The sequence below is a fragment of the Alistipes sp. CHKCI003 genome (assembly GCF_900021155.1).
Lineage (GTDB): Bacteria > Bacteroidota > Bacteroidia > Bacteroidales > Rikenellaceae > Alistipes > Alistipes excrementavium.
This window is the reverse complement of sequence record NZ_FCNT01000050.1, coordinates 14,363-30,636: the sequence shown is the minus strand read 5'-3', so window position 1 is coordinate 30,636 and position 16,274 is coordinate 14,363. Positions and strand designations below refer to the sequence as shown.

Sequence of the window (16,274 nt, the reverse complement as noted above, 5' to 3'; positions counted from 1 at the left end):
TCCAAATCGCAAACGAATTAGTTAATCGAACAGCGAACCGTTTTGCGGCTCCTCCGGAGCGGCGTGTTCGGACGCCTCGTCCTTGAGGACCTCCTTGCGGCCCGCGGGCATTTCGACGACCATCTTGGCATTGCGGGCTTTGTAGGCCGGCACGGCCAGAATCTGCGCCATGTTGCTGTAACGGGTCGTCTTGGCTCCCAGCACCACCTGCTCGGACATACCCCGCGACGGCCGTCGTTCGAGCGGCGAGACGGCCGGCTTGATCGGCTCCAGCACGGGTGCCGCAGGTATCTCCTTCACGGGCTCCACCGCTTTCGCCGGCGGAATGATCCGCTTCATGCCGCCGCCGGCCGAAACATCGCCTTCGAAACCCGTGGCGACCACCACCAGTTCGAGCGCACGCCCCAACTGAGGCTTCTCGCTCGTACCCCATATGATGTTGGCGTCGTGGATCACGCCGTCGTCGTCCTTGACACTGGCGTGCGCCTGAATGTACTCCAGAATGGTCATCACCTCCTCGTACATCAGCTCCTCGGCATTGGCCACCGAGATATTCAGCAGAATGTTCTTCGCGCCCGAGATCAGATTGTGGTCGAGCAGCGGCGAGTGGAGCGACGATTCGGCCACGGCCGCAGCGCGGTTCTCGCCTTCGGCGGTCGCCACGCCCATATGGGCGCGCCCGCTGTCGCGCATGACCTTCGACACGTCGGCGAAATCGACATTGACCAGATCGCTCTCGACCGTAATCAGCTCGGCGATGCCTTTGGCCGCCGAAGCCAGAATGTCGTCGGCCTTGCCGAAAGCTTGCTTGAGCGAAAGCCGACCGTACATTTCGAGGATGTTCTCGTTGTTGATGACGAGCAGCGAATCGACGCTCCGGCGCAGCTCTTCGATGCCGCGGAACGCCTGCTCGTAGCGGGTGCGGCCTTCGACCGCGAGCGGCGACGTTACGATGGCCACGGTCAGCAGCCCCATCTCCTTAGCGAGTTTGGCGATCACGGGCGAAGCGCCCGTACCCGTACCGCCGCCCATGCCGGCCGTGATGAAGATCATCCGCGTGCCGGAAGCTTCGAGGTGCTGCCGGATCTCGGGCAGCGTCTCGACAGCCGCCCGACGGCCGTTCTCGGGGTCGTTGCCGGCGCCGAGGCCCTCCGATCCGAGGCGCACCTTGGTCTCCACGGGGCTCTTGTCGAGTGCCTGCTGGTCGGTATTGCAGACCATGAAATCCACACCGCGGATTCCGAGGTTCCACATATGGTTCACGGCATTTCCGCCCGCTCCGCCGACACCGGCCACCATGATGATCGAGCCCTTCGAAGGCTGGGCGTTCAGTTCAGACATCAAATCCTCACTCATATCTCGTTTCTCGTTTTTCCTGCGTTAAATCTCTTCGTCTTCGCCCGGCTCGAACTTCTTGTTGAGCAGTTCGGCGCTGTTCTGCAATGTCCGTTTCATCCGTTCGAGGAATCCCGCACGCCGGGGCTGCGGCTGCGCCGCCGGCTCTCCGCTCCTCTCGGGTGCGGACTGCGGCACCTCGGGCTGCGGCTGTTGCTGCTGCGGGGGTTCGCTCCCGGGCTGCGGCTGCGTTTTGGGCGGCACGTGGCGGAACTCCGCGGGCCGCGGCGGCTCCGCGGCGGCGGAGAAAGCCGGCCGGCGCGGAGCTTCCGGGGCCTGTCTTTCGGCCGCGGGTTTCTCGACCACGGCACAGGGCGCCTGTCCGGCCCCCTTGAGCAGCAGACCGGCCACCGTGGCGAGCGACGGATCGGCGAGCCGTTCCTTCGCCTCGTCCGTAAAACCGGATTCGGCGGCTCCGACGCGCACGTCCATCCCCGTAATCCGGCGGAACAGTTCGTCCACGTCCTTCAGTCCGGCCGAACCGCCCGTCAGCACGATGCCGTAAGCCAATTTCTGCACGTAGCCCGAGTCCTTGAGCTCCTGCATCACGAACTCGGCGATGTCCGTCGCACGCGCCTCGATCACGGTCGCCAGATTGCGCAGCAGAATATCCTTCGCCTCCTTCACGGTGCGGCCGCTGACACGGATGAGTTTGTTCTCCGGCGCCAGATCGGCCACGGCCGAGCCGTATTTGCACTTGAGATTCTCGACGTACTTCTCAGGCACGCTGAGCGAGCGGATGTCGCTGTTGATGGCCGAAGCGCCGATCGGCACGGTCGCGACGTAACGCACCACGTTGCGGTAGTAAACGGCCACATCGGTCGTCCCTGCGCCGAGGTCCACGACGGCCACCCCCTCCTCCTTCTCGTCGGGAAGCAGCACCGCTTCGGGCGTTACGAGCGCATCGGGATAGACCGCCAGCATGCGGATGCCGAGGCGGCGCAGAGCCATGTCGAGCCGCTGCATCGGCGTCTGGAGGCACAGCACGAAATTGAACGTCGAGGAGAGCTTCTTGCCGAACGATCCGACGGGGTTTTTCACCTCCTGCGCATCGTCCACCACGTAGTTCTGGGGCACGCGCTCCATGATGGTCTCGTCGTCGGGTGCCTGCACGTTGCGCATCCGGTCGAAAAGAGCGTCCACATCCCGGCGCGAAACCCCGTTCTGCGGATCGTAGACGAACACATGGTCCGTGTGGCGCGCGCAGCGCACGAACTCGCCCGAAATACCGGCATAGGCCTCCGTGATCCGGATGCCGAGCTGCTCCTCCACGTCGGCCACAGCCTCCTTGACGGCGCGGCTGACCAGTTCGATGTTGTCGATGCGTCCGGCGTTGACCCCTTCGACCGGCTTCACGGCGAGCGCCGCCACGTCGAGGAGCCCCCCGGCATTGCGAACGCCGGCGGCCACTGCGACTTTCGACGAACCGAGGTCGATCGCTACGGTATAACTTCTCTTTTCCACTTATTCAGTATAACGTTTATTATTGGCAACTAACTGCAACTTCCCGCCGCCGCGAAGCCGGCAGCCTCTACGTCCGCCCCTCGGCCGGCATGCCCGCTGTCCGCCCTCGCCCCGAACGGCGTGCAGTCGCACGGGGCGGGACTTCACCGGGCCGCAGCAACGGAAACGAGACCCGCTCCCCCCCGGATTCCGCGGGCAGGTCCGGATCGCGCCCGATTCGGCGAAAACGTCTTATTTTCGGCAAACTACCTGTCCCGCATACCGCACATCGACCGTCCGGTAGCGGTCCCAACCCAGATGATTCAATCCGTGGCGGTAGAAGCGCAGCAACTTGTCGAATTTTTCCTCGACCCGCTCGATGCGTCCGAAGAGCACCGTATGAGTGCCGCTGCGCGGCACCAGCGCCACTTCGAGCGCTCCGCTGTCCGACGTCGACGCCACGATCTGCACCACCTCCGAGCGCCAGAAATCGTCCGATTCCACGAACTCCACAAAGGTAATGAGTTTGCAGAAATCTTCGTAGGATTTCTCCAACTTTTTTTGTTTCGCACGTTCGGCCTCCTGCCGGGCCTCGATGCGGGCGATACCCTCGCCGACGAGCCGTTCCTCGTAGCGGTAGCGGCGGCGCAGCGCCTCCTTCTTCGCACGCAGTTCGCGCACGCGGCCGGCGAAAGCCTCCTCCCGCTCGAACCACCCCTTTTTGATCCGCATGCGGCGCAGGGCGCGGATATTCTCGTCGTTGTCCCGCTCGCGTTTGTAGAAGGGGTATTTTTCGCGTTCGAGTTCGGCGATCCGCTCGTCTATCTTGCGTTTTTCCGCTTCGATGCAATCCTTTGCGAAGCCCGTCCACGACGCCGGAAACGGCAGGCGGAACGAGCCCGTAACGACAGGCACATAGAGCGACGAACGGGCCGGAGCCGCGAAAACGTAGCCGCGCGAGGTTACATAGGCGTTCATCCCGTCGGTCAGCAGCCGCAGCACGGGCCGCCGCTGACTGATGTCGACGCACAGTTCGCCGCCATAGGTGATGTAGGCGTTCGCCTCGTCTACGAAACCGTTGCGGGCGATCAGCTCTTCGATCCCCGCAAGATTCACTTCGGAGACCTTCGCGCCGAGCGTGGGGATGCCGCTCCGCGCGATCCACTCGCGGACCTGCCGCGACGAGACCAGATGGCCCTGCGACGAACTGTCGGTTACGTCGATCACGATTCCCCGAACGGTCTGCGCCGCGCGGCGGGCACGCGCCGCCGAGGCCGCACAAACGATGTATGCGACTACCGCGGCCCACACGAGGGCCAGCACTGCGTATCGGCCTCCTCTATTCAGCTTTGCGTTTCAGTCTTTCGGCCAGCGCTTCGCAGCAGGCGTCGATATTGCCCGCCCCGAAACTGACGACCACGTCCGTCGGCATCGCCGCCACCGTCTCGGCCAGCGCTTCGCGCGGCACGATGCGGCAGGGCACCCGCACCCCTGCGGCGATCAGTTCGCTCGTTACCCCCTCGACGGGCTCCTCGCGGGCCGGATAGATCGGCAGCAGCACCGCCTCGTCGGCCAGCGAAAGCGCCTCGGCGAACTCCGCGTGCAAGTCCCGCGTGCGGGTGTAGAGGTGGGGCTGGAAGAGCGCCGTGATCCGTCGGCCGGGGAACATTTTTCGTACCGAAGTGAGCGTGGCGGTCAATTCGCGCGGATGATGCGCATAATCGTCCATGTAGACCTGCTTCGGCGTATTGAGATAGAACTCGAACCGGCGCTTCACCCCCGCGAACGACGCCAGCGCCCCGCGCAGCCGCTCCTCGTCGAGCCGCTCGCCCCGTGCACGGGCGGCGCACCACATCGCGGCCGCAGCCGCCACCGCATTCTCGACGTTCACCCAACCGGGGATGCCGAGCGTACAGTCCGCGATCACGCGGTCGGGCATTACGAGGTCGTAGCGATAAAATCCTCCGTCGAGCAGCGAGACGTTCGCCGCATAGAAATCGCACGGCTCATCGTACGAATAACGGTAAACATCTATTCCGCCGCCGTCGAGTGCGATCTCCGCCCCCTGTTTCAGCACGAGACATCCGCCTCTGCGGATCCGCCGCACGAACTGCGCGAAAGCCTCCTTCACGGCTTCGTAGGTGCCGTAGATGTCCAGATGATCGGGGTCGACCGACGTAACGACCGCCACATCGGGCTCCAGCCGCAGAAACGACCGGTCGAACTCGTCGGCTTCGACCGCCAGCCGGTCGCCTGCGCCGAGCACGAGGTTGCTCCCGAAATTTTTGGAGATGCCGCCCAGAAAGGCGCTGCCGCCCTCCGTCGTCTCGTGATTGAGCCACGCGACGAGGGTCGAGGTGGTCGTCTTGCCGTGCGTGCCCGCCACGGCCATCACATATTTGCCTGCCGAGAGATAGCCCAGCATTTGCGACCGCTTCTCGACTTCGAATCCCTGCTCGCGGAACCACACCAGCTCGGGATGATCGGCCGGGACAGCCGGCGTGTAGACCACCACCGTCGCGGCCGGATCGCGGAACGGTTCCGGAATGAACCGTACCCCCTCCTCGTAGTGGATCTCGGCCCCTTCGTCCGTCAGCTCGCGCGTGAGGCGCGACTCCGTGCGGTCGTAACCGGCCACCCGTTTGCCCTCGTGCAGGAAATAACGGGCCAGCGCACTCATGCCGATGCCGCCGATGCCCAGAAAATAGACCTTCGAGAACTCCATGTCAACCGATGATTTCGAGAATTTCATCCGCGACCGCCTCCGCCGCCCGGGGCGTCGCCAGCTTTTCGATCGCAGCGCTCAGCGCCTTGAGCCGCTCCCCGTCCGCGAGCACGGCCACCGCCTCGTCCATCGCACGGCCCACGGCCGCGGCATCGGGCACCAGCAGCGCCGCTCCCTGCGAGACGAGCGCCTGCGCATTCTTCGTCTGATGATCCTCGGCCACGTTGGGCGAAGGGACGAAGATCGCCGGCTTCGCCGCGAGACACAGTTCCGAAACCGTGCAGGCCCCGCTGCGCGAGATCACCGCATCGGCCGCGGCATAGGCCAGATCCATGCGGTCGATGAACGCCCCCTGCCAGATGTTTTTCGTCGGATGCGCCGCCAGAAATTCGCGCATCTCGCGTTCGTAGTACTTGCCCGTCTGCCAGATCACCTGCACGGGCGCCTCGCCCCCCTGCCGAGCGATCCACTCCTTCATCGTCTCGTTGAGCGTCCGCGTGCCGAGCGAACCGCCGACCACGAGCACCGTGGGCCGCGTCTCGGCGAAGCCGTAGTAGCGGAGCGCTTCGGCGCGGTCGGCGCCGCTCTTCGAGAAACCGCCCCGCAAGGGATTGCCCGTCCGGACGATCCTATCGGCCGGAAAGAAACGTTCCATGCCGTCGTAGGCCACGCAGATGCGGCGAGCCCTCTTCGCCAAGATCTTATTGGTCAGCCCCGCATAGGAGTTCTGCTCCTGAATGAGCGTCGGCACTCCCATGCGCTGCGCGGCCCACAGAACCGGTGCGCTGGCATAGCCGCCGAAGCCGACCACGATGTCGGCCCCGAAGTCGCGGATCGTGCGCCGCGCCATGCGGATGCTCCGCACGACCTTGAACGGCACGGCCAGATTTTTCGGTTCGAGCCGCCGCTGCAACCCCGCCACGGGAAGGCCCACGATCGGATAGCCCAGCGCCGGGACCTTCTCCATCTCCATCCTCCCCTCGGCCCCCACGAAGAGGATCTGCGCGTCGCCGCCCGATCTGCGGCGGAGCGCTTCGGCCACGGCCACGGCCGGATAGATGTGTCCGCCCGTACCGCCGCCCGACAATATGATTTTCTTTCCCATCGTCCGATGTTTCATCTTTAACACTCGATATTCCCGCAACCGGCGGTTCGCCCTTTCCCGTCTCTTGCGCCACTGTTCCCACATCCGTTACCGTCCCCAGCTCTCGCGGTCGAGCGAGCGGTAGTTGATCGCCTCGGCCACATGCACCGCCGCGATACGCTCCTCGCCCGCCAGATCGGCGATCGTCCGCGCCACTTTCAGAATCCGGTCGTAGGCCCGGGCCGAGAGGCTCAGGCGCTCCATCGCCCGTTCGAGCAGCGCACGCGAGGCGCTGTCGAGCGTGCAGTGTTCCCGCAGCATCTTCGGATTCATCATCGCATTGGTATGCACGCCCCCGATGCCGCGGAACCGCTCCGCCTGCACCGCGCGGGCCGCGACGACGCGCGCCCGGATCGCGGCGCTGCTCTCCGCCGGGCGGTCCGCCGCGAGCTCGCCCACGGGCACGGGCACCACCTCGATGTGCAGGTCGATGCGATCGAGCAGCGGTCCCGAAATACGGCCCATGTAGCGGTGCACGGCCCCCGGCGCACACGTGCACTCCTTGTCCGGATGGTTGTAGTAGCCGCACGGACAGGGATTCATCGCCGCCACGAGGGTGAAGTTCGCAGGGTACTCCACGCTGTATTTCGCCCGCGAGACGGTGATCCGCTTCTCTTCGAGCGGCTGTCGCAGCACCTCCAGCACGCTCCGCCCGAACTCGGGCAGCTCGTCGAGAAAGAGGATGCCGTTGTGGGCCAGCGACACCTCGCCCGGCATGGGCGATTGTCCGCCGCCGATCAGCGCCACGCGCGAGGCCAGATGGTGCGGCGCTCGGAACGGCCGCCGCACGAGCAACCCCTGCACGGCCCCGGGCTTGCCGGCCACGGAGTGTATCTTGGTCGTTTCGAGCGCCTCCTCGCCCGAGAGAGGCGGCAGGATGGTCGGCAGACGCCGCGCGAGCATCGTCTTGCCCGACCCGGGCGCACCGATCATCAGCACGTTGTGGCCGCCTGCCGCAGCGATCTCCAGCGCCCGCTTCGCGTGCGCCTGCCCCTTCACGTCGGCGAAGTCCTCGGCATAAAGACCGCTCTGGCCGGGGGTCCGTGCCAAAGCCGCAGCCGTCGGTGCGATCGTCAGCACGCCGTTCAGGTAGTCCGCCACCTCGCGCAACGAGCGGACGCCGATCGCCTCGATCCCCTCCACCACGGCCGCCTCGGCCGCATTCTCCGCCGGCACGATGATCCGCCGCAGCCCTTCGCGCCGGGCGCAGTCGGCCAGCGGCAGCACGCCCCGCACGGGTTTCACCGTCCCGTCGAGCGACAGTTCGCCCGCGAGCATCGACCCCTCCAGCAGATCGGTCCGTATTTCGGACTGGGCCGCGAGGATCCCCACGGCGATCGGGAGGTCGAAGCCCGCCCCCTCCTTCCGCAGATCGGCCGGTGCGAGGTTCACGACGATCTTGCGCCCCGACATACGCCGGTCCGAATTTCCGAACGCGGCGCGGATGCGCTGCTCGCTCTCTTTCACGGCACTGTCGGGCAGCCCCACCAGAAAGAGCCCGAGACCGCCGCCCGTAATATCCACTTCGACCGTTACAGGTACCGCGTCGATCCCGACGACGGCTCCGCTGTGCACTCTGACGAACATTCCGGCGCGAGGTTTAGAACGGCGCCTCGTCCGCAAGGGAGGAAGGCGCGAGGTTGAACTCCGAATTACCCATCGACGCACCCAGCGCGCCGCCTGCCGGCAGGTCGTTCGAGCCGCTGGCGAAATCGTCGTACTGCTGCACGGGCGAACCCGCGGCCGCCGGCATCATCGAATCGTCCATATCGGCGAACCGCGCCTGATCCTTCAGGAAGCGGAGGTTCACGTCGCACACGGCGCCGTTACGGTGCTTGGCGATGATGATCTCCGCCAGACCGGCCGTAGGCATGCCGTTCTCGTCCTGATTGATGCCGTAGTACTCCGGACGGTGGATGAAGGCCACGATGTCGGCGTCCTGCTCGATGGCGCCCGACTCGCGGAGGTCCGAAAGCTGGGGACGCTTCGAACCGCCGCGCATCTCGGTGGCGCGGCTCAGCTGCGAGAGAGCGATGACCGGGACATTGAGCTCCTTGGCTATGGCTTTGAGCGTACGGGAGATGAAGGCCACCTCCTGTTCGCGGTTGCCCTTCGAGTCCTGATTGCCGGTCATCAGCTGCAAGTAGTCGATGATGATGATCTTGATGTCGTTGTGTATCTTCAGCCGGCGGGCCTTCGAGCGGAACTCGAAGACCGACAGCGCCGGCGTATCGTCGATGAAAAGAGGAGCGGCGCCCAGCGGCTTGGTCGCCGCCTCCAGATGGCGCCACTGCTCGGGCGTCAGCCGCCCCGACTTCACGTCATTGCCCGAAAGGCCCGTCTCGGCGATGATCAGACGCATCATCAGCTGCACCGAAGACATTTCGAGCGAGAAGAACGCCACGCCCGCCTCGTGATCCACGGCCATGTTGCGGGCCATCGAGAGCACGAAAGCCGTCTTGCCCATCGAAGGGCGCGCGGCGATGATGATCAGGTCCGAGAGCTGCCAGCCGAGCGTTACGCGGTCGATGGCCATGAAACCCGAAGGCACTCCGTTGAAGGCGCTCGTGTTCTTCGACGCCTCCTCGATCTGAGCCAGCGCACGGGCCAGAATGTCCTTCGACGACTGCACCGAACGTTTCACATGCCCCTCGGCCACCTTGAAGATCTCGCCCTCGGCATAGCCGATGAGCTCCGTAACGTCGGTCGCCTCGTCGTACGAGCGCCGCTGTATCTCGGTCGCCGAACGGATCAGCTCGCGCTGGACGTATTTCTGGGCGATGATCTTGGCGTGGAACTCGACATTGGCCGCCGACCCCACCTTCTGCGTGAGCTGAGCCAGATACGACGCACCTCCGACCTTGGCCAGCTCCTTCTTCACCTTGAGCTTTTCGGTTACGGTATAGAGGTCGATGGGTTTCAGCTCCATCGAAAGCTCCTCGATGGCTTTGTAGATCAGGCGGTGCTCCTCCGTATAGAAAGCCTCGGACGTTACGAACTCCTGCACGGCGATGATGCTGTCCTTTTCGAGCATGAGCGCGCCGAGCACGGCCTCTTCGAGCTCGACCGCCTGCGGAGGCACGTTGCCCGCCGTATCGGTCAGCGCCGCGAACGCCTCGCGGTTGCGCGCGGAGGGGTTGTATTCTTTAGCCATTGCGTAGTGATTGTTTCAGTCCCCAAAAGTACGGATTCGGGACGAGAAAACAAAGCGGCCGCCGCGGAGTTTCCGAAAAAACCGCAGAAAAAGGGTGCGGTTCCGCCTCGCCCCGATCGGCCGGGGACAACCTGCAAACCGGCAGTCGAAACCGTTTCGACGACACCCTGTCGGAGGCGGTCCCGCAACGCACAGGCGGTGAGAAGCGGACCGCAGCCGCAGGGTCGGGGCGAATCGGCGACGCCCGTCCGCGGATGCGGCAGTTCGACGCCCGTCCGCCGGCAGCGGCGACGCACTACCGAAATACGGACGGCCGCAGACCGTTCCACCGCCGTCCCGGAACCGCATCGGAACCGAAGACAGGGAGGAGCGGGGATCGAGGCAGACGAAGGAATAGCGGGCGAATTCCGGAGCAAACCGGACGGACGCCGGGGCGGGAGCCGGTCATCGGTCGAGGCCGAGTTCGTGTTCCGACACGGCGAGCGCCGCGATGCTGATCCGGCAGCCGGGCACGCTCCGCAGGATCGTCTCGGCGCACGAGACGATCGTAGCGCCCGTGGTGAAGACATCGTCCACCAGCAGGATATGGCGGCCGGCCAGCCGCTCGGGATGCCGCACGCCGAAGACGCCTTCGACATTCGCCCAGCGGTCGCTCTTGCGGCTGAGCGCCTGCGACGGGTTGTTGCGGCGGCGCACCACGCTCCGCCGGTCGACCCCGACGCCCAGCTCGGCAGCGATCCCCTCGGCGAGGTATTCCGACTGGTTGTAGCCGCGTTTCAACCGTTTGCGCAGATGGAGCGGCACGGGGACCACCACCTCCACGTCGTCGTACAACCCGCAGTCGGCCAGATAGCTGCCGTACCAGCGGCCCATGTCGCGCGCGAGGCGCCATGCGCCGCGGTATTTGAAGCCGTGGATCAACCGCCGCCAGCCGCCGCCCCCGACGAAAAAGAAGAGGGCCGAAGCGTGGACGACGGGCACGAGTCCCCAAAGCCGGCGCGTCATCGGATTGTCGAACTCCTCCCAGTAACGGGTCAGGGGAATCGTCGTCCGGCAGCGGGTGCAGACCGTGCGCGCCCCTTCGTCCATCGGCCCGCCGCAGACCGGACAGACCGGAGGAAAGAGCAAGGCGTGCAGATCGGAAAGAAAGTTACTGAGGATCGACATTGACGGCGACGGCGACGGATTTGAATTCGGGTGTTTTCGCAAACGACGCGAGGTGCTCGGCCAGCAGCTTCCGGGCGCGGGCGAACGAGGCGCCCGCCTCCACCTTGAGCAGCAGCCCCGCCAGATGCTCTCCGCGGATGCGGTCCACGGGCGGTGCCAGCGGCCCCAGCACGCGGCGGCCGAAGCGGGCGCGCAGACCGGCGGCCAGCGCTTCGGCGGCCCCGCGCAGCAGCGCCGGGTCGCGGTGGCGGAGCGTGAGCGACACCAGACGCGCATAGGGCGGGTAGAAGAATTGCGCGCGTTCGTCGAGCTGCTCGCGGGCCATTCCCTCGTAGTCGCCGGCGGCGACCTGCCGGATGACGGGATGCTGCGGCTCCGCGGTCTGGATCACCACCGTGCCCCCGCCGGCCCGCCGGCCCGCACGCCCGGCGACCTGCGTCATCAGCTGGAAAGCCCGCTCGCCGGCGCGGAAATCGGGATTGTTCAGCAGGTTGTCGGCATTCAGGATTCCGACCAGCGTAACGCCGCCGAAGTCGAACCCCTTGGTAATCATCTGCGTGCCGACCAGAATGTCGTACTCGCGGTTTTCGAATCCCGAGACGACGGCACGAAAAGCCCGCTCGGACGCCGCGGCATCGCGGTCGAGGCGCGCCACACGCGCTTCGGGGAAAAGCCGCGCGATCTCCTCCTCGACCTTCTCCGTCCCGAAGCCCATCGGCACCGCATCGGTTGTTTCGCACGACGGACACTTCGCCGGCACCGCTTCCGTGTGGCCGCAGTAGTGGCACACGAGCCGTCCGCTGCCCTTGTGGAGCGTGAGCGTAACGTTGCAGTCCGGACAGCGGGCCGTCCAACCGCATTCGCGGCATTCGACATAGGGTGCAAAACCCCGCCGGTTCTGGAACAGCATCACCTGCCCGCCGCGGGCGAGCGTCTCCTCCATCCGGTCGAGCAGCAGCTTATTGAAGTGGATGCGCCGTTCGCCCCGCTTCACGGCCCGCAGCGTGTCCGACACGACGATCTGCGGCGGCTGCGCGCCGCCGTAGCGCTCGGCGAGTACCGCGCGGCCGTATTTCCCGCTCTCTGCGTTGAGCCACGTTTCGAGCGACGGGGTCGCACTGCCCAGCACCGCGCGGCCGCCGCAGAGCCGTGCGAGAACCACGGCGCAGTCGCGGGCCCCGTAGCGGGGTGCCGGATCGGCCTGTTTGTAGCTCGCGTCGTGCTCCTCGTCCACGACGATCAGCCGCAGATGCCGCAGCGGCAGAAAGAGCGACGAGCGGACCCCCACGACGAATTCGCCGCCGGACGACCCATTCAGCCGCAGATAGGTCTCCGTACGCTTCCGGTCGGTGAGCTTCGAATGATAGGGGGTAACGCGGCTGCCGAAAATGCGCTCCATGCGCTCGATGAGCTGGGTCGTGAGGGCGATTTCGGGCACCAGCATCAGCACGTCGCCGCCGTCGGCCAGCACCTCGGCGATGAGGTGGATGTAGATCTCGGTCTTGCCCGATCCCGTTGCACCGTGCAGCAGCACCGTCCGCATGCCGGCGGCGAACTGCCGGCGCACCGAAGCCGCCGCCGCGGCCTGTGCGGCGCTCAGCTCGGGCAGCAGGAATTGGGCGGATCGCGGTTCGGCGGCCGTGCGTTCACGTTCGGAGCAGGTAATAAACCCCTTGCTCTCCAGTGCATGAAGCACCGGACGTTCGGCACGCAGCAGACGGCACGGCACCTCGCCCGCGAAGGGGGCGCCGCGAAATACGGGAGCCGCCGCATCCGGGGCATCCGTTCCGTCCGCAGGGTCGGGCGTTCCGCCCGCCGAGGCGATCTCCAGCAGGGCCTCGTACTGGCGCGGCGCGCGGCGTGCGAGCCGTTCGAAAATCCCGTGCAGCCGCGCCTCGTCGCGCAGCTCCGCAGCGAGCGAGGCATAGCGCTCCGTGCGGGGACGGAACTCTTCGCCGGCGAACTCCGCTTCCGAGCGGCCCGAAGGTTTCATCAGCGACGGCAGCGCCGCACGCATCACTTCGCCGAGCGAACACATGTAATAGTCGGCGATCCACTCCCACAACGCCCTCATGCGTTCGTCGACGAGCGGAGCCCCGTACAGCGTTCTGGAAACGGATTTCAGGGTCTTGAAATCGGGCCGGCGGTCGTGGACGCGCCACACGATGCCCGTATAGATCTTGCTGCGGCCCAATGGCACGGCCACGGCCTGTCCCGCTTCGAGCCGCACCCCCTCGGGAACGGCGAACGTGAAGGCAGGCTGCGCCAGCGGCAGGATAATATCGGCATAGAGCATACGTACGAGTATTGGCAATGCACCCCGAAGAGGCGGCGAACCGCGAATCCGCAAAGTCGCACGAACCGGGCTCGTCGGGCCCGCGAAAAACCGCGCCCGGCGACGCTCTCCGCCCTCTCTCTGACCGTCCGGACATTCGGCGGACGCCGCGCCGCCCTTCGGCCGCACTCGGCCGCCCGACGCCCGCACGATCCGGCGAGGCTCCCGGCCGCTCGCAGCAACCGCACAACCTTCCCCCCCCCTCCCCGGGCTCGTTCGCCTTCCCGGCGGTCCGCCCATGCGGCAGGAGCGGAGAGAAGCGCCTACTCTTTCTTCATTCCGTTGAGCATACCGCCGTCGATCAGACCGAAGCCCTGACCGTAGACGCCCGTAACGGAAGCGACCGAAATGAACGCCTTCGGGTCGATATTCTTGACGATCTTCAGGATGTCGTTCGTCTCGCGCTTGCGGCAGATCACCATCACCACCTGCGACTCCTGTTTCGAGTACCAGCCCATGCCGTTGAGCATCGTAACGCCGCGGCGGGCGCTGCACGTGATCTCTTCGGCGATGCGGTCGTGCTCGTGGCTGATGATGAGCAGCTGGTTGGACTGCTGGTTGCCCGAAAGCAGGGCATCGGTCGTTACGCTGAAGATGATCGTCAGCAGGAAGCCGTAGATCACCGTTTCGGGTCCGTTGCCGACCAGCAGCGACGCCAGAATGATCGTCGAATCGTGGATGACGACCACTCGTCCGTAGTTGATCGGATGGTACTTGTTGATCAGCAGCGCCACGATATCCACGCCGCCCGTCGAGCCGCCCTGCATCAGACACATGTAGATGCCCACACCCGAGAGCAGACCGCCCATCGTAACCAGCAGAATCGGCTCCAGATTGCCGAAGATGCTGATCGAACCGGCGGCGATGACGCCCCGATCGGTCAGCCATTGCTGGAACACGGGAAGCTCCGCCTGAAAGAAATTCAGCCCGAGCGGCAGGATGATGATGCAGAAGATCGTCTTGATGCCGAACTTCCATCCGATCACGAACCCCGCGATCAGCAGCAGGATGCCGTTGACCAGAAAGGCCATCGTACCGATCCCGATCTGGTAGCCGAACAGGTTTTCGATGGCGGCGCAGAGCACGAGCGAGAGACCCGTCGCACCTCCGCCCGTACCGTGTGCGGGGATGATGCAGGCGATCCATGCGAACGTATAGAACAGGATTCCGACGGTCATCATGAGATACTCCCTGACGCCGGAAAAGACCTCATTCGTGGATAATTTCTTCATAAGTTCAGTTTTAGATGCCGCAAAGGTAGCAAAAAATCGTCTCGATATTCCTGCGGAACGTTATTCTTTGTTGCGCGAATCGATCCAGATCGTAACGGGTCCGTCGTTGACGAGCGCGACCTGCATGTCGGCCCCGAACTCGCCCGTAGCCACGGGCTTGCCGAGCGCCTCGGCGAGCGTCTCCGTGAAGCGCTCGTAGAGCGGACGCGACACGGCTTCGGGCGCCGCCCTGACGTAGGAGGGGCGGTTTCCCTTTTTCGTCGAGGCATAGAGCGTGAACTGGCTCACGACCAGCACCTCGCCTCCGATCTGCCGCACATCGAGGTTCATCACGCCCGCTTCGTCGTCGAAGACGCGCAGTTTCACGATCTTGGCCGCCAGCCACGCGAGGTCCTCCGCCGTGTCGGCCGCCTCGACGCCCGCCAGCACCAGCAATCCCCGGCCGATGGCCGACTTCGTGCGTCCGCCGATCGCCACCGACGCTTCGCGCACCCGTTGAATCAGCACCCTCATCGCACGCTCCGTTCGAAATAGGTCCACAGATTGTCGCCCGACGGCACGGGAGCCGTTACGGCCACGGGTTCGTGCCGCACGGGATGCTCGAACGACACGCTGCGCGAATGGAGCGAGATGCCGCCGTCGGGATTCGAACGCCGGGCTCCGTATTTCAGATCGCCGCGGATCGGACAGCCGATCTTCGAGAGCTGGGCGCGGATCTGGTGGTGGCGGCCCGTGAGCAGTTCGATCTCGACGAGCGTATAGCGGGCCGAGGCGCCCAACGTCGCATAACGCAGCCGCGCCTGCTTCGCATCGCCTTTCGGCGCATCGCAGGCTTTCGAGCGGTTCGTCTTGCCGTCGCGCAGGATGTAGTGGCACAGCTCGCCCGACTCGGGCTCGGGCCTGCGCTCGGTGAGCGCCCAGTAGCGTTTGCCGATCCGCCCCTCGCGGATCATCTCGTTGAGCCGCGCGAGGGCCTTCGAGGTTTTGGCGAAGAGCACGGCGCCGCTCACGGGGCGGTCGATGCGGTGCACGACGCCGAGAAACACCTCCCCGGGTTTCGAATCGCGGCGCTTGAGGTAGGCTTTGATCCGGTCTTCGAGGGCGCTTCCGCCGGACTTGTCGGGCTGGACGAGATCGCCGCAGCGTTTGTTCACCACGAGCAGGTGGTTGTCTTCATAGAGGATGTCGTCGGGCGAGAACATGGGTTACAGGCTGAACGTAAAGGGAAGCAGCAGAGCGGCCGAAGCGACGACCGTGGCGGAACCGTGCCCGCTCATGATCACCCGCATGGGCGAGCCTTGGCGGCGTTCGACATCGACCATCACCTGACGGCACTGGCCGCAGGGGTAGCATTCGCGTCCGGAGGGATCGGAGGCGATGGCCAGCGTCTCGACGGGATCGTCGGCGCAGTTGGCCTCGGCATAGAAGAGCAGGGTCCGCTCGGCGCACAGTCCGGCAGGATAGACTTCGCTTTCGAAGTTGCTGCCATACAATATCCTGCCGCTGCGCAGACGGGCTGCGGCGCCGACGCGGAATTTCGAATAGGGCGCATGTGCATTGGCCGTCGCACGCCCGGCCTCGGCGACCAGTTCGCGGTCCTCCGCAGACAACGCAGCGAGGCTTTCGTAATGTTCGTAATCGAACACGAATTTCTGTTCCATAACCGACCTCTTTTTATA

13 protein-coding genes are annotated in these 16,274 nt (G+C 65.3%); all 13 read right to left on the bottom strand.

Annotated features, from left to right (window positions below; genetic code table 11):
• Nucleotides 1-21 precede the first annotated feature (21 nt).
• On the bottom strand, nt 22-1,356 hold the full coding sequence (ftsZ, locus tag BN3659_RS05895; protein WP_091535323.1) for a cell division protein FtsZ: 1,335 nt from the start codon (nt 1,354-1,356) through the stop codon (nt 22-24).
• 24 nt (nt 1,357-1,380) lie between these two features.
• Nucleotides 1,381-2,859 carry a cell division protein FtsA gene (gene ftsA, locus BN3659_RS05890; protein ID WP_091535318.1) on the bottom strand — a complete coding sequence of 493 codons (1,479 nt, stop codon included), beginning with the start codon at nt 2,857-2,859 and terminating at the stop codon, nt 1,381-1,383.
• Between the two features lie 231 nt (nt 2,860-3,090).
• Nucleotides 3,091-4,161 carry a cell division protein FtsQ/DivIB gene (locus BN3659_RS05885; protein ID WP_317041649.1) on the bottom strand — a complete coding sequence of 357 codons (1,071 nt, stop codon included), beginning with the start codon at nt 4,159-4,161 and terminating at the stop codon, nt 3,091-3,093.
• A gap of 16 nt (nt 4,162-4,177) precedes the next feature.
• On the bottom strand, nt 4,178-5,563 hold the full coding sequence (gene murC / locus BN3659_RS05880; RefSeq protein ID WP_091535316.1) for a UDP-N-acetylmuramate--L-alanine ligase: 1,386 nt from the start codon (nt 5,561-5,563) through the stop codon (nt 4,178-4,180).
• A 1-nt stretch (nt 5,564) separates the two neighbouring features.
• Nucleotides 5,565-6,668 carry an undecaprenyldiphospho-muramoylpentapeptide beta-N-acetylglucosaminyltransferase gene (gene murG, locus BN3659_RS05875; RefSeq protein ID WP_091535315.1) on the bottom strand — a complete coding sequence of 368 codons (1,104 nt, stop codon included), beginning with the start codon at nt 6,666-6,668 and terminating at the stop codon, nt 5,565-5,567.
• An 87-nt stretch (nt 6,669-6,755) separates the two neighbouring features.
• The gene (locus BN3659_RS05870; protein ID WP_091535314.1) at nt 6,756-8,294 is read right to left on the bottom strand and encodes a YifB family Mg chelatase-like AAA ATPase; all 1,539 of its coding nucleotides are present in this window, start codon (nt 8,292-8,294) and stop codon (nt 6,756-6,758) included.
• Nucleotides 8,295-8,307: 13 nt separating this feature from the next.
• Nucleotides 8,308-9,861 (bottom strand): replicative DNA helicase, encoded by a 1,554-nt coding sequence (gene dnaB / locus BN3659_RS05865; RefSeq protein WP_091535313.1) that lies wholly within the window; start codon nt 9,859-9,861, stop codon nt 8,308-8,310.
• A gap of 444 nt (nt 9,862-10,305) precedes the next feature.
• Nucleotides 10,306-11,028 carry a ComF family protein gene (locus BN3659_RS05860; protein WP_091535312.1) on the bottom strand — a complete coding sequence of 241 codons (723 nt, stop codon included), beginning with the start codon at nt 11,026-11,028 and terminating at the stop codon, nt 10,306-10,308.
• A complete protein-coding gene (priA, locus tag BN3659_RS05855; RefSeq protein WP_091535311.1) occupies nt 11,012-13,324 on the bottom strand; it encodes a replication restart helicase PriA in 2,313 nt (770 codons plus the stop codon). The genes BN3659_RS05860 and priA overlap by 17 nt, the downstream gene beginning before the upstream one ends.
• Nucleotides 13,325-13,626: 302 nt before the next feature.
• The gene (locus BN3659_RS05850; protein WP_091535310.1) at nt 13,627-14,595 is read right to left on the bottom strand and encodes a YitT family protein; all 969 of its coding nucleotides are present in this window, start codon (nt 14,593-14,595) and stop codon (nt 13,627-13,629) included.
• A 60-nt stretch (nt 14,596-14,655) separates the two neighbouring features.
• On the bottom strand, nt 14,656-15,108 hold the full coding sequence (dtd, locus tag BN3659_RS05845) for a D-aminoacyl-tRNA deacylase (protein WP_091535309.1): 453 nt from the start codon (nt 15,106-15,108) through the stop codon (nt 14,656-14,658).
• Complete coding sequence (locus tag BN3659_RS05840) at nt 15,105-15,797, bottom strand: RluA family pseudouridine synthase (RefSeq protein ID WP_091535308.1); 693 nt, start codon at nt 15,795-15,797, stop codon at nt 15,105-15,107. Before BN3659_RS05840 ends, dtd begins: the two co-directional genes overlap by 4 nt.
• Nucleotides 15,798-15,800: 3 nt before the next feature.
• Entirely contained in the window at nt 15,801-16,256 is a 456-nt protein-coding gene (locus BN3659_RS05835; RefSeq protein WP_091535307.1) for a cytidine deaminase, read from the bottom strand.
• Nucleotides 16,257-16,274: the final 18 nt, after the last annotated feature.

Excerpts from the sequence above, each read along its gene's own strand:
- ftsZ (WP_091535323.1), bottom strand. The coding sequence starts at position 1,356 with ATGAGTGAGGATTTGATGTCTGAACTGAACGCCCAGCCTTCGAAGGGC.
- murC (WP_091535316.1), bottom strand. The coding sequence starts at position 5,563 with ATGGAGTTCTCGAAGGTCTATTTTCTGGGCATCGGCGGCATCGGCATG.
- murG (WP_091535315.1), bottom strand. The coding sequence starts at position 6,668 with ATGGGAAAGAAAATCATATTGTCGGGCGGCGGTACGGGCGGACACATC.
- BN3659_RS05870 (WP_091535314.1), bottom strand. The coding sequence starts at position 8,294 with ATGTTCGTCAGAGTGCACAGCGGAGCCGTCGTCGGGATCGACGCGGTA.
- dnaB (WP_091535313.1), bottom strand. The coding sequence starts at position 9,861 with ATGGCTAAAGAATACAACCCCTCCGCGCGCAACCGCGAGGCGTTCGCG.
- BN3659_RS05860 (WP_091535312.1), bottom strand. The coding sequence starts at position 11,028 with ATGTCGATCCTCAGTAACTTTCTTTCCGATCTGCACGCCTTGCTCTTT.
- priA (WP_091535311.1), bottom strand. The coding sequence starts at position 13,324 with ATGCTCTATGCCGATATTATCCTGCCGCTGGCGCAGCCTGCCTTCACG.
- BN3659_RS05850 (WP_091535310.1), bottom strand. The coding sequence starts at position 14,595 with ATGAAGAAATTATCCACGAATGAGGTCTTTTCCGGCGTCAGGGAGTAT.
- dtd (WP_091535309.1), bottom strand. The coding sequence starts at position 15,108 with ATGAGGGTGCTGATTCAACGGGTGCGCGAAGCGTCGGTGGCGATCGGC.
- BN3659_RS05840 (WP_091535308.1), bottom strand. The coding sequence starts at position 15,797 with ATGTTCTCGCCCGACGACATCCTCTATGAAGACAACCACCTGCTCGTG.
- BN3659_RS05835 (WP_091535307.1), bottom strand. The coding sequence starts at position 16,256 with ATGGAACAGAAATTCGTGTTCGATTACGAACATTACGAAAGCCTCGCT.